The sequence below is a fragment of the Occallatibacter savannae genome, from assembly GCF_003131205.1.
GTDB classification, from domain to species: Bacteria; Acidobacteriota; Terriglobia; order Terriglobales; family Acidobacteriaceae; genus Telmatobacter; species Telmatobacter savannae.
The window spans coordinates 1-13,116 of the sequence record NZ_QFFY01000002.1 but is presented as its reverse complement, the minus strand read 5'-3'; the positions used below and the strand labels follow the sequence as shown (position 1 = coordinate 13,116).

The 13,116-nt window shown below is 56.9% G+C and carries 13 protein-coding genes; 8 read left to right on the top strand and 5 right to left on the bottom strand.

All coding sequences use genetic code 11. The annotated features are described in order from the left end of the window. Positions 1 to 140 precede the first annotated feature (140 nt). Positions 141 to 1,928, bottom strand: coding sequence for a VWA domain-containing protein (locus DHV10_RS07625; protein ID WP_109485773.1), 1,788 nt, complete (start codon positions 1,926 to 1,928; stop codon positions 141 to 143). Between the two features lie 135 nt (positions 1,929 to 2,063). Continuing rightward, positions 2,064 to 2,768: a hypothetical protein gene (locus tag DHV10_RS07620; RefSeq protein WP_239461529.1), complete on the bottom strand. Its 705-nt coding sequence runs from the start codon at positions 2,766 to 2,768 to the stop codon at positions 2,064 to 2,066. On the opposite strand from DHV10_RS07620, the gene DHV10_RS27710 reads away from it, so the two are divergent. From DHV10_RS27710 to DHV10_RS07600, 6 genes are all read left to right on the top strand, one after another. Next, complete coding sequence (locus tag DHV10_RS27710; RefSeq protein WP_239461556.1) at positions 2,742 to 2,981, top strand: hypothetical protein; 240 nt, start codon at positions 2,742 to 2,744, stop codon at positions 2,979 to 2,981. The two genes, DHV10_RS07620 and DHV10_RS27710, sit on opposite strands and share 27 nt — an antisense overlap. Before the next feature lie 783 nt (positions 2,982 to 3,764). Next, a complete protein-coding gene (locus DHV10_RS27950) occupies positions 3,765 to 3,893 on the top strand; it encodes a hypothetical protein (RefSeq protein WP_275425898.1) in 129 nt (42 codons plus the stop codon). Between the two features lie 432 nt (positions 3,894 to 4,325). Then, on the top strand, positions 4,326 to 5,078 hold the full coding sequence (locus DHV10_RS07615; protein ID WP_109485771.1) for a gamma-glutamyl-gamma-aminobutyrate hydrolase family protein: 753 nt from the start codon (positions 4,326 to 4,328) through the stop codon (positions 5,076 to 5,078). Continuing rightward, positions 5,075 to 5,725 (top strand): 16S rRNA (guanine(527)-N(7))-methyltransferase RsmG, encoded by a 651-nt coding sequence (gene rsmG / locus DHV10_RS07610; protein WP_109485770.1) that lies wholly within the window; start codon positions 5,075 to 5,077, stop codon positions 5,723 to 5,725. Before DHV10_RS07615 ends, rsmG begins: the two co-directional genes overlap by 4 nt. A 343-nt stretch (positions 5,726 to 6,068) precedes the next feature. Next, on the top strand, positions 6,069 to 6,914 hold the full coding sequence (locus tag DHV10_RS07605) for a ParA family protein (RefSeq protein WP_109485769.1): 846 nt from the start codon (positions 6,069 to 6,071) through the stop codon (positions 6,912 to 6,914). Between the two features lie 76 nt (positions 6,915 to 6,990). Continuing rightward, complete coding sequence (locus DHV10_RS07600; protein ID WP_109485768.1) at positions 6,991 to 7,911, top strand: ParB/RepB/Spo0J family partition protein; 921 nt, start codon at positions 6,991 to 6,993, stop codon at positions 7,909 to 7,911. 63 nt (positions 7,912 to 7,974) lie between these two features. Here the strand turns inward: DHV10_RS07600 and DHV10_RS07595 are convergent, their stop codons facing one another. Continuing rightward, positions 7,975 to 9,384 carry a serine/threonine protein kinase gene (locus DHV10_RS07595; protein WP_109485767.1) on the bottom strand — a complete coding sequence of 470 codons (1,410 nt, stop codon included), beginning with the start codon at positions 9,382 to 9,384 and terminating at the stop codon, positions 7,975 to 7,977. Between the two features lie 584 nt (positions 9,385 to 9,968). Between DHV10_RS07595 and DHV10_RS07590 the strand changes: the two genes are divergently transcribed. After that, entirely contained in the window at positions 9,969 to 10,220 is a 252-nt protein-coding gene (locus DHV10_RS07590) for a hypothetical protein (RefSeq protein ID WP_109485766.1), read from the top strand. A gap of 715 nt (positions 10,221 to 10,935) precedes the next feature. On the opposite strand, the gene DHV10_RS07585 is transcribed toward DHV10_RS07590, so the two are convergent. Then, the gene (locus tag DHV10_RS07585; RefSeq protein ID WP_162601296.1) at positions 10,936 to 11,613 is read right to left on the bottom strand and encodes a hypothetical protein; all 678 of its coding nucleotides are present in this window, start codon (positions 11,611 to 11,613) and stop codon (positions 10,936 to 10,938) included. Positions 11,614 to 11,853: 240 nt separating this feature from the next. After that, positions 11,854 to 12,399, bottom strand: a complete 546-nt coding sequence (locus DHV10_RS07580; RefSeq protein ID WP_109485764.1) for a hypothetical protein — start codon at positions 12,397 to 12,399, stop codon at positions 11,854 to 11,856. On the opposite strand from DHV10_RS07580, the gene DHV10_RS07575 reads away from it, so the two are divergent. Continuing rightward, positions 12,393 to 12,827: a hypothetical protein gene (locus DHV10_RS07575; RefSeq protein ID WP_162601295.1), complete on the top strand. Its 435-nt coding sequence runs from the start codon at positions 12,393 to 12,395 to the stop codon at positions 12,825 to 12,827. The genes DHV10_RS07580 and DHV10_RS07575 overlap by 7 nt on opposite strands. The last annotated feature ends 289 nt before the right edge of the window (positions 12,828 to 13,116 follow it).

The window sequence follows — 13,116 nt, the reverse complement described above, 5'->3', positions numbered from 1 at the left end:
CCTAGGCTGGGTGCCCCCGATCCCTCGCACCTGGGGACCGGGGAATCAGCAGAAGACAAGAAACTCGGGTGCCCCATAGCTTGCCCTGAGCTTGTCGAAGGGTCTCCCGCTGTTGGAGACATGGGATACCAGGCCGCCGCCTACTTCACCGCCGCCCTCTCCACCTGCGGCTTCAACGGCAGCCTCACCTCCAGCGCCCCTGTCCGGTCGTTCGCCGTATTCCGCACCACCACCCGGATATACGCCGCCCCCGGAGGCACCTGCAATTCCTGCACCGCCTGGAACCGGTGATCCACTTTCCCTTCGGGCCGAGCCCCGTTCGAAATCTCGCCCTTGTTTAAAATGCTGTTCAGCATCGTGCCATCATTCGCGTACGCGGCCGCTGCAAACTCCAGCACAGTCGGCTGCTGCTTCCTCATCGCCGCCGCCCGCAGCGCCGGATCAATCACGTCATAGTTGATCACGTACTGCTGCAGCTTCACCGGCGCTAGCGGTTTCGGGTTTTGGTTATGCTTGCGAGTGCGGAAGAATGCCGGCGAATCCTCCAGCGCTCGCATTTCCTCCGCTGTCGCCGTCCTCGGCTCACCCACAGCCGACATATGCGCGATGAACAGCAGGTCATGGATCATCGGCGCCCCGTGCTCCGCCGTCGCATACAACGTATCGGCTGCCTTCGCCGCCAGGAACCTTTGCTGCACCACATCCTTCTTGTGTGCATTCTGCACCGCATCATCTGACACCGCGTAATACACACTCCGATACGTCAGCCGATACTTCTTGCCGTCATCCGCCAGCGCAACATGAATCCGCCGCTCCGATCCATCGAAGTTCGCATTCTGCGGCGCATAGCTCAGCGTGTAGTAGCTCTCCCCGTGCTCCACCGCTTTTTCAATCAGCTCTCCCGAGCGATTATTCCCGTAGAAGGCGCGTCCTCCCGTCGATGCTGCTATCGAATCCAGGTTCTGCCGATCCACGATCGCATCCCCGCCTCCCACAACAACCGCGTCATTGCTTCCTGTAACCCCCGACAGGCTTACCGGATAGAGCGCCACCCGGCTGCGCATCAGCGAAGCATACGTGTTTCGAATCCTGTCCCGTAGCAGCTCCGACAAGTCCAGCGTCGCCGGCCCGCCCATCCCGCCCACACTCCCCGGCATGGGTGGTGATGACGGCTTCGTCGTATCCGTCCCCACCACCGTCGGTCCCACCGGAATCGGAAAATAGCTCGCCAGCCAGATCAGATTCTTCCGATCCGGCAAGCCGGCCAGATACTCCGCCATGAAATTGAAATTCGCCAGCGCCGCGCCCGCGTCATACCTCCCGAACGTTTCCCCAAACAAAAACACATCCGGTATCGAAGGCGGCGGCCCCTTCCGCAAAATCGCCTCCCGCAGCAGCGCGTGATCCGTCGTGAACCCCTGCAGCATGTGTAGACCCTTCGCATTCACAAACAGTGCGATCCGCGTACCCGGCGCCGCATTGTCCACAAACTTCAGCAGCTCCGCGCGAAACGACATCTGATCTTCTTGCGACGTGTTCACCATGTCGTAGTAGAGGATGTACAGCGGCCCGCGCTCCGGCTCTCGCGGCATATCTACAAACGTATTCGGCGGCATCGGCGGCAGCTTCGGCGGAACGAATGCAGCAGCGGTTCCATCTGACGCGTCAAACGTCAGCACCCGCTGATCCTTCCCATCCTCCTGCACTTTGAAGTCGCTCTGCTTAAGCCCTCGTACCGGCTTGCCGTCCTTGTCCTGCACCACCACATCAATCGGAACTCGACGCACCGTCGAACGAAATACATAATCGCCGCTCGATTGCGGTGCTTTTGACGATGGGTCTGTCTGGGCAAATCCGGTGGCGATGAATCTTGACCAGGAAACAAGGACGGACAGCGCAACTATGGCAACAACGCTCAAATGCTTCATCTCTCTCCCTTGCTGAGGAGCTCAACCTTCACCGGAAACAACAATGTCACCGACTCTGCAACCAAGCATTGTACCCCTGTCTCCGCTTCGCGCAGCCTCCGCGCCAGGCTTCATCGCCACTCGTTCAATCCCAGTTCAATCGTCCTCCTCTGGTCGAACCGCTTCACCACTGCTGCCGCGTCTCGGAGGTGTCGGCTTGTTCACAGTGATCCCCGCCGTGCCCTCGTCTTCAGACTCATCCACGGGCTCATAGCTCACCAATCTCGCCGTCAAGATCCCAAGCCTGCTGAACGGCGCGGTAAGAAGTCCAGAGAGCGGCAAAATGGCCGTGATCTCCGTCCACTCTCTGGCCGTAAGCCAATCGTTCAGCATCTGGCTCTGCACGTTCGCGAAGCCCTTGGAAGAGATAGAGACTCCGTTCTCATCGCAGAAAACAGGCTTGATGCTGGCGATGCGTCCGCCACGCCGGCCCACTGCATGCTCAATCGTTTCCGCCCACATTTTCTGTACTTCGTATGAAGCGATCACTATGGGTTCGAGCACGACAGGCGAGCACGCCCTCGCAGCATTGCGAAACGCCGTTGCGCCTGCAATTTCGAACGCCTCTGGGTTCGAGTCCTCAGCATGGTAACTCCCGTGTACGAGATACGCAGCTAAATCAACTGCCGGATGCCCTCTCACAACACCCGATAGCATCGCGCTCTGCACTCCGCGATCCACCGCTTTCACAAAAGCGTCGGGCAGGTCACCGCCAACCAGGCTCGCAAAGGAGTAGCCCTCACCCCGCGCTCTTGGCTCGAGCCGCAACCTGCAGTGTCCATAGTTCCCGGAGCCGCCCACCTGCCGAATGTACTTTCCTTCTCCTTCGCCGATATTCCGAATCGTCTCGAGCAGAACGGGCCGGGGTCCATCAACGCGAATTGCAACGTAATGGTTGCGGATGCGATCACAGACCGAATCCAGGCGCGCTTTGCTCTCTGCCTCGACAATGTGAGTGATCCCAGGCGCTTCACAATGCACTCTGATTTCAGGGTCGCGATCGGCGATCTCTAACAGAGCCTTCTGGAGTCGCTCGTCATCGGTTGCCGCCTGCGCACAGATCGCAATCGATAGGAAAAACCGACCTTTGCTTGATCCGGCCAGCACGCTCCACCCCAGCTCGATTCTAAAAGGCTGCCTGCATCTGTCTCGGTTCGGCAATTCACGACCACAAATGGCCGTCAGCAAAAAGCGTCAGGGCACGACTTCACAGCTTGCTGCAAAAGTCCGAAACAACTGGGTTTTGAAAGGGCACAGATTCATCTGTGCCGATAAGCGCTGCAAATAGAGCGCGGCTTTAGCCGCTGCGGGACGGTTTCGATGAGTCCTGGCAAGACCGGCGCATTTCTCAGCAAGCTGTTCAGTCATGCCGAAGGTACAGCACAAATCAGAGATGGGCTTTATAGCCCCTGCCCAGCCGAAGTCTACCGAAACCACCAAACATCACCATGCTTCAGTTACTGCACTGAGCCAACTCCTCAAATCACGACCACGATGGCCGTCAGCAAGATGCGTCAGGACACGACTTTAGTCGTGCCGGAACGCGCCGTTACGCGCAAAGGTTGTTAGCCCCGCGCTTCAGCGCGGGGGTTCGTAGATAGGTAGTCGATTTAAGTCCTGTAGGGACGGTGCATCGGGCCACGACTTTCAAGTCGTACCTCCAAGTGGCTCAAATGAGCGCGGCTTTCAGCGCTGAGGGACGTTTCTCCCATTCAGGGGCCAAGCTCAATACGCAAACAGCCTGGACCGAAAAGGTCCTCCGAAAACCGCTTAGACTCAGAAGCAGAGGGAATCGCAGTGAGCGACGGACGAGAAGAGCGAGACGAAGAGGAGAAACGGCGCGAACGCGACAAGCGGAAAGATCACGAAGACTGGATCGATCGCGACCTCAAGGACCAATGGGAGCCGGAGCGGACCGATTCCTAGTCCATTTACCGATCGGTTAAATACGCTCCTGACCCGCCGAGATGTCCCGTCGAAACGCGCCTGAGCAGGGACAAGACCGTCTCATTGCAGGGGTGCACCTCACATAAGTCAAGCGGCGAAGCAGGTCCGATCTACCCTAAGTTGTTGATTCAAAGCCATTAGAATTTCGTGCCGGAGTTTGCAGTCTAATACGCAGATTTCGTCATACTTGAGATATGAATCCACATCTCTTGTACCCTCGTTCCCTTGTTCCTGCACCTAAGTCATTTAGTTTCAAACACCTTGTGGCTAAGTCCATTGTTTAGATACACTTAGAACGTCCGCCGTCTCGTAAGTCGCAGAAAACAGAGTACTTTGTCACAAAGAATAGGGGAGGGGGAGGGGGTAGTCACCTTCGCGTTTCAACTTCCCGACCGCTTGTAAGATTGATCAATGCCGATTCGTATAGCCATACCTGAGCCCACATCAAGGGACCCGGAATACAACACCCGTTCGCTGCCGCCCTATATTGCGGCACTGCAGGCATGTGGCGCCATACCAACTCTGGTTCCCCTCCACGAGCGGCAGGACCGCGTCGCTCAACTGCTGGCAGGCACTCAGGGAGTGTTGCTACCCGGAAGTCGATTCGACGTAGATCCGGAACGCTACGGCGACTCTCGCATTCCAGAGTGTGGCCCCTCAGATCCGGAGCGTGCTGCTGTCGATGAGCTGTTGCTTCAGGACGCGTTTAATCTTCACAAGCCCATCCTCGCAATCTGCCACGGTATGCAGACACTGAATGTCTGGCTCAACGGCACGCTCATCCAACACCTTCCTGCCGTAAGTTCGGTCGACCATGCGCCCGGGCGCGATGTGATCGATGCTCACCTGATCCAGATCGAGGAAGGTTCCATGTTGCAGCTGTTGAACGACAAAGGTGAAGCAACCGACTTCGTGAATTCCAGCCATCACCAGGCGATCGCTCGACTGGGCGACAGGCTTACGGCGAGTGCAGTTTCAGGTGAGGATGGTGTGATTGAAGCTGTCGAGATCGACGCTTTAGGCCAGTTCGTGCTCGGGGTTCAATGGCATCCAGAGCGCACATTCGCCGCTAAGCCATTATCTCGTGCCATTTTCAAGTCTTTCGTCGACGCCGCATCTCGGTGGCAGCCAGCGCCATCAACCGTTGCAGAGGCCGCTCGGTGAACGAACAGCACCACTCACTTTTTGGCCTGAATGCGCTGCTCGGAACATTGGGCCTCGCCCCGCTTTCTGCAGCTGAGGAAGTTCAGTTCAACAGCTATCTCGATCTTCTGATGAAGTGGAATGCGCGCATGAATCTGACGGCGGTTCGCAGTCGGGCGGAGATCTTGCGGACACACTTCGTCGAATGCATCGCGTGCGCTCGGGCGGTCCCGCAGGAAGTACATTCGCTTCTAGATCTCGGGAGTGGAGCCGGTTTCCCCGGCATCCCGATCTCGATCTGCAGGCCGGAGATTGCGGTCATGCTTGTGGAATCGCAGACCAAAAAGGCGGCTTTTCTTCACGAGGCCGTGCGATCGCTCGGGATTGGCGCGAAGGTCTTGGCATGCCGCGCGGAGACTATCACCGCAAAATTCGATTGCGTGACATTGCGGGCCGTGGATCGAATGAGTATCGCGGCCGCGACGGGTGCCCGTCTACTGCAAAACGGTGGATGGCTGGTTGCTCTTACTACTCGAACCAGCATGGAAGAAGTACAGAAAGCGGCTGGACCGGTACTCAAGCCCGAATGGATACAGATTGATCTACCCGGCTCAGAGCAGCGGCTTCTTCTGATGGCGCAGGCTGCAGCGACGACGAGTGCGATCTAGGTGAGTGTTCCACGTGGAACATTTCAGGTTTGACCGAGACATGTTCCACGTGGAACGCCGCGCATGTGCGATGACATAATTTGACCACCCCGCACCTATTGCAATGTTCCACGTGGAACACTCACATATGAATGCGCCGCAACCCGCGGACCACAGTTTTCCACTGGGTTGCCTTCAGTTCCTCTAAATTTTTCGCGCTGCTTCCCCGTGGCATATCTCTCTCATAACGCGCCACATCTACTCGCCGACCAACTCCCTCCAATTTACCTTTCCACAGCCTTTCCGGTTTCTCCACAGATGCACAGAAGCAGAGAAACGGCCCCTTCCTTTAACCTGAAAAGCCATGGGAAAGATTTTAGGGGTGGTCAATCAGAAGGGTGGAGTCGGCAAAACCACCACTGCTATCAATCTTTCCGCCTGTCTCGCACTGGAAGGCTTGAAAGTCCTCCTCGTCGACTGCGACCCTCAGGCAAATGCGTCTTCCGGCCTCGGGATCGGCCGAGATGACAACCGCCACTCCATCTACGACGTCCTCGTCGGCGACTCCGATGCCGCACAGGTCATCCTGCCTACCACAGTCGAAAATCTCTCTATTCTCCCGGGATCCAAAAACCTGACCGGCGCAAACATAGAACTTGCTACCGCCGAAGACCGCGCCGTCCGCCTCCGGCACGCCCTGGCCGCTGTCAAAGACAAATACGATCTCGTCATCCTCGACTGCCCTCCTGCGCTCGACCTCCTTACCCTTAACGTCCTGGTCGCCGCCAATGCCCTCATCGTTCCCATGCAGGCCGAATACTTCGCTCTCGAAGGAATCACAGAGCTGATCTCGACCCTCGAGCGAGTTCGCGCCGCCTTCAACCACGACATCCAGATCGAAGGCGTCCTCCTGACCATGTACGACGATCGCACCAACCTTGCCCAGCAGGTTCGTGAGACTCTTCGCCAGCACTTCGGCGATCGCATGTTCATCACCGTCATTCCCCGGAACATCCGGTTGGCAGAAGCCCCTAGCCACGGCAAGCCTGTGGCCCTCTACGACTCTCGCTCCCGCGGCACCGAAGCCTACTTCGAACTCGCCGGCGAATTCCTGGCCCGCAATCGAATCGAGAGCCCAAAGGCGCTCGAGCGGAAAGTCGCAGCGAAATCCAAGACCAAAACCGAAGTACGCTTCTGGCCTTACTCCTGAGCGGCACGCGCACCACGTGCCCGAACCAAATTAGATCCATAGCTCTATTTCGAAACTGATGTCGAGGTACTCTTGAATGACCACCGCAACTGCTGACAGCAAACGTCGCGCCCTCGGCAAAGGGCTGGATTCGCTACTGCCTCGCGTTCAGCAAACTCCACCTCCAGCGCCTGTTCAAGCTCCAGCTCCCGCCGCGGAAACGGACAGCGGCAAGCCGCGCGAGATCCCAGTCGACGACGTCGATCGCAATCCATTCCAGACTCGAACGCATGTCGATGAAGCAGAGCTCTCCGAACTGGCAGCATCGATTACCGCCAACGGTGTCGTGCAGCCGATCCTGGTTCGGCCGCAGGCGAACGGCCGATTTCAGCTCATTGCAGGCGAGCGCCGCTGGCGAGCCTCGAAGCTCGCCGGCAAGAAGACGATTCCGGCCATTTTGCGGCAGGTTTCCGATGAGCAGGCTCTCGAGATCACAATCGTCGAGAACTTGCAACGAGCGGACCTGAATGCGATGGAGCAGGCGCGCGCGTTCGAGCGTCTTTCGCGCGAGTTTCATATGACGCAGGAACAGATTGCGACGCGAACTGGAAAGGATCGCGTTTCGGTATCTAACTATCTTAGATTGTTGAGTTTACCGGAGAGTATCCAGAAGCTCGTGGAAACGAGCCAGTTGAGCTTTGGTCATGCTAAAGCATTGATGGGATTGAAGTTCCATCCGGATTTGGAAAAGACGGCTCAGCGAGTCGCGAATCTTTCGCTTTCTGTTCGCCAAACTGAGAGTCTTGTTCAGGGAATGCTGAACCCGGAGAAGAACAAGAAGGAAGCGAAGCCAGAGCCCGAGGTGGACCCGAACGTGAAAGAGGTGGCGGAGCGGCTGCAACGCGCGCTCGGCCTCAAGGTTCACATCGAGGACAAAAGCGGTCGCGGTCGCGTGATCATCGAGTACGCGAACATCGCGGACTTCGATGCACTGCTCGAGCAACTCGCGGGTGACTGATTCCGAAGAGCAACCTTATGGTTGCTCTTTCGACTATTCCCGTTCTTGCCGTTTGCTTCTTTGCTAGCGTCTTGTCTGAATCGGCGTGACATCAACGCCGCCGCGGCGAAACTTGTAATGCAACAGCCAGGAAGCGGGAACCGCGCGGCCGTCCTGTTGCGGCGGTTTGAATTTCCATTTGCGCGCAGACTCGAGAGCGATGCGCGCAAAGTAGGCGCTGGGGCCGCGCGTTGCGTACTCGGCGCTGCTGACTGCGCCGCCTGCATCGACATCAACGCGAATGGCAACGCTCACCGTGCCGTGAATCGTGTTGCTGGCGCGCTGCGGAACGTTGGGAATGTCGCGGGTGAGGACCTCACCGTCTGAGGAGGGTCGAGAGCTCGCGTGTGCGGTGCCGGCCGGGGGTGCGGGCGCCACGGTTTGCGGCGCGGGCCTCGACGCTTCCTGCGTTTCCGGTTGAGCGGGCTTCGATTCGAGTTCCCGAGGCGGAGCCTGATGCGCAGTTTCAGGCTGAAGAGGAGCGGTCGCTGTTGCTTTGCGGCTATGTATTCGCAGCCCGATGATGATCGCCACGAGAAGCAGGAAGCCGATGACAAGCGGAAGAAAGGGCATGCGCGCGGGCAGAGGTTTGTCGGGAATACGGCTTTGAGCAGATGTCGCGGCCGGGGGTGGTACGGCCGGGGTCGACCGTGCGGCGACCGGCTTTTGGGGAGGTTCGAGCAGAGACCGAATACCGGATACGGTGCAGCGGCGTTCGGGCTCGGGTTGGAGACACTGACGCGCGATCTCGGCGAAGGGTGCCGGGATGGACCCAGGCACAACAGGCTCGGCGTCGGCAGCGGCGTCCCAGATGGGGAGCTGCTGCGTAAGAGCTTCGACCAGGGTGACGCCAAGCGACCAGATGTCGGAGCGGGGGTCGGCAGGACCGGTGGCGAGCTCTGGAGCGTTGTGCAGGTCGTTGGTGATATCCGAGATGGGGTGACCGATGGCGACCAGCGCATCGGAGGAAAGCCGAATGTCGTTTTCAACGACGAGGACGTTGGATGGCTTGAGATGTGCGTGGACGTAGCCGGCCTTATGAAGGTAGTCCAAAGCGCTCAGAATGGGGTCGAGCATTTGTCGCGCTTCGTCGCCGGTGAGGGAACGCTCGGGAATGATCTGCGAGAGCAATTCCTCGGCGAGGTCGGAGACCAGGTAGACGCAGGAGTTCCCGCTGACGTCGGTGCGTCCGAAGTGGTGGATCCGAGCCAGGTGGGGGTGGGCGAGTTTGGAAGCGGCGACCCAACCGGCGAGACGATCTTCGGACTGCGGCGAGGACGGGAGGAGTTTGAGGGCGGCTTTCTGGGAGCCCAGGCCATCGAGCTCGGTGAGGAAGACGCCGCATGCGGCGGATCCTCCGAGCCACTCGAGGAGGGGGTATCTTCCATCGATGACCTGACCGACCCATTCGCCGCGAACTACAACAGCATTCATGGCTTACCTAGTGTAGACGAGGAGAGGGCGGGCGCAGCGCGCCGCCGGCTGCCGATTCGTGGTTGATACTTCCAGTTCAGAATGTGAGGTTTCCGCATGGTGCGCAGCACCAGTGACTACCCCCTCCCCCTCCCCTATCCCTTGTGACAAAGTACCTCTACTTTCTATGACTTACGGAACGACACCGGCGCTAAGTGTATCTAACCATTGAAGTTAACCACATTGTGTTTGAAAACAAAGGGGTTAGCGTCAGGGACCAAGGGACCAAAGAACCAAGGGAACGAAGGAGGAAGGGAGCAAGAGACCGCTTCGACCTGTTGAAGTGTGGATTCATATCTCAAGTATGACGAAATCAGCGTATTAGACTGCAAACTCGGGCACGAATTTCTAGAGTCTTCGAATCAGCAACTTAGGTCTGTTCGGACGTACTTGGCGGCTTGACTTGGTGTGACGTGAACCCCTCTCGTGAGACAGGGAGGTGTGTACCGAGCGGGCGAAGCGCGGGTCAAGTTATTGTCCGGCTTACCTTTGTAACGCGAAAGTCGCATTGTTGGCGCATTTGTCGCGTGTCAGCATTGCCACGGATGGAAGAACAAGAGAAGGCGGGCTCGAACCGGGCGGACATTCTTGGGTTCATTGGGCTCGCTTTTGCGGTGCTGGGGCTGGCCGATGTTGCGCTTTCGTATCGGCTGGTGTGCCTGACGGCGGCATTGATTTGCCTGCCGATGTCGTTTCATCGTCAGAGCGCGTGGCCGGGTTGGGTGCGGTGGGCGCTTTCGCTGGGGGCGATTTCGTTTCTGGCCTATGTCGGGTGGATGACCATGCGAGAGCGGTAGGTAGTCGGCGATTGCCGGGCGAGCGCGATGAGGAGTTTGTGGGCTAAGCGGGACGAAGGCGTGCAGAGTTGAGATCGACTGTCGAGATCCTCTGGGCCCTTGCAGCGCGTTGTAACTTCCGGTTAGGCGGTGACTCGAACCTGGACCGAGGATCAGATGGGCCACGCGATCCGAATCACTGCGATCACAAGCACTCCGTATTGATCCAAGAGCCATCGCAAACAGGGCAATTCTTCTCTCGTGCGTTGCCCAAGTTCCGCGCTAACGAAACACGAACGCTGCAAGGGTCCGGGATGGCCGCCAATTTGGACCCGAGTCAGCAACTCAACAACTTGTCTCCATTCCCTTACAACGTAATGCCCGCACTCATTCCCCTCAATCTTGCAATCTGCAAGTAAGATTGCACGAAAGCTATCCGGTGGTTCAGTCAGCCACAAGCCCGCTTACCATTACAACTGGTTCTCCACCCTTAACTGCGGATTACAACAAATCCCCCAACTCGATGTAACGATATGCCCCCACCGGAAACAGTGATATACCCCCAACCTGTACCACGTTATGTTTCCGCTAATGGAATGCTAGAGCAGCATCATCCCAGAGCAGTGAGGGGGCTAATGGGCGCGCTTCAGCCATCTCCCCTGTGGAGAGGGGCAAGTTTTTGACCTCAGTGTCTGGTTGGCCGGTAATCCGCTCGGAACAGGTCCGCCGTGGATCATTATGGAATAGGCGTCAGGTAGTCTACGCGGATATTAGACGGGACCTCGATGCATTCCAACACGTTGTTCTCCAGTAATGGCTCGATGAGAGCTGACGTTCCACCAACGAGCGTGAACTCTAGGTCGTAGTCCGTGCAGACACACCACGAGTGGTCGTGTGACCACCAGTATTCGGGCGTGAACTGGAACTGGCCGTTAACGAAGAAATCTTCGACCTCGTTCAACGTGCCGGTGAAGAGGAGGTTTTGATCTGTCGCGATGAATGGCATTTCCGCAAGGCGAAAGTAGCACTCTTGCTTTCCGGTCGCCATCGTCAGCACGGAAACGAGTTCGCGGCATTCGTCGGCTTCCAATGCTCCGCCTGCTGGCCCATAAATGTACCTTGGCCAGCACTCTGTATGCGGCTTTAAACGGATCGAGAACCATCTGTGCTTGATCTGAGGCGCGTAGGGAATTCCCAAAGCATTTGCTGCTTCCTTCCAAAAGATTCTCGATGTGGCCGAGGAGCGGCGCTTCTGAATAACCAGTTCGCGGACTATAGAACAGTCGGGCAAGCCGAGGATGGCGATCTCTTCGCTGCTGAGCGGGTTGTCAATGTTCTCGTAGTGCCCATCGAGTCTATGAAGGATTTTCGCGTATCTCTCGAACTGAAGCGGTAATACACATGATAGTTCCACGCCGCTCGTCGCAGGGACTTCGTCAGAATGTGGAGTGGCCGTTCGAGCACTCGTAATCCACTCAAATGCAGAGTTGTCATGAACAGCGATCACATCAGGATTCTATGGCTTCAGCCCTTCCACCGCTCTGGATGGTGCCTTGTTCCCGAGTAGTCGGCGATGGGGTACTTGGCAACTTCTTGCTCTCAAAACGATGGTGGCCGGTGATTTATCCGCAAGGGTGGATGAGGTTAAGCAATCTTAGGTCGCTTCATGATTCTTCTGACAACGGAAACGACCCAGAGCATCGCGTACAAATCCGCGATTCCGATTGGAATGATAAGGAGAACTGGTATCCATTTGGCTGTCCAAGGAATAAACAGAATCAGCGGGATGTGAAGTACGGCGAGAGAAACCATCGTTATCCAAAACCAAGCGTGGCCCCTTCAGCTTCCATCTCATTGCAACCGCGATGATGATTATCGAAATAGAAAAAACAGTAGGACGCGCAAGAACCAACTTGCCAAAGTGATCAAACAAGGCAAAGAGTACAAAAGCGCCGACCGGGATTGCGACATATCCCCAGACTGGCAAGCGCATTCGCCTGTCTTCCTCGTTTATTATTCGTGCCTTCGCCACGTCGTTCTCGCTAAAAGATTCGACTTTCAAGAAGTCTACCGCTGATTCCGAGAATGTTGTGGGCGACTCGAAACCGATCCAAGATCCGCCAGGGTTCGAGTTGCCGGCAACTCGCCAGTCATGGCTGTCCAGATCGACGGTATTAGCATGGAGAAAGGAATATGGCACATCCTGACCTCCAGGCTTTGGTGGATTCCCTACTCCCGTTCGCACAGTCCCTCTTGCGTAAACAAGGTGACTTTCATCCATTTGGAGCATGGATGAATTCAGATGGTACGATCCGATGGATCGCTGCAGATTCGGGTGAAGAGTTTCCCGACGCCCATACTCTCATCAACATGATGACGGAAATGATTGAGAGAAAGGCCGTCGCTCTCGAAATTCGTGCCGCAGCAATTTGCTATGACTGTTTGACGGTTCCGCCCGGAGACAGCATCAAGACTGATGCCATAGGGTTCAATCTGGAACGTTACTCAGGCGAATCACTCAGCCTTTTTGTCCCCTACGTGAAGCGGGGTGAAGAGCCTCATTTCGGTACGACATTCGCGACTGCGGGGACAACACATTTCTTCCCTACGTCCTCACGTCCTCACTGAGATTCGTGATCTTTTTGTTCGCTAAAAAGTGGTCACGGTAGAGTGGTCCGGCCACTCGGAAGTTGAGGAATTTGGTTTGCGACGGAAAAAACAACTGCCGGTTCCTCCACTCCGCTACGCTCCGGTCGGAATGACGCTCTGTATCGGAGAAGCGAACTGTTGAGCGCAACTGTCTTATCGACGCCCACTCGGAAGTTGAGGAATTTGGTTTGCGACGGGAAGAACAACTGCAGGTTCCTCCACTCCGCTACGCTGCGGTCGGAATGACACTCTGTATCGGAGAAGCGAA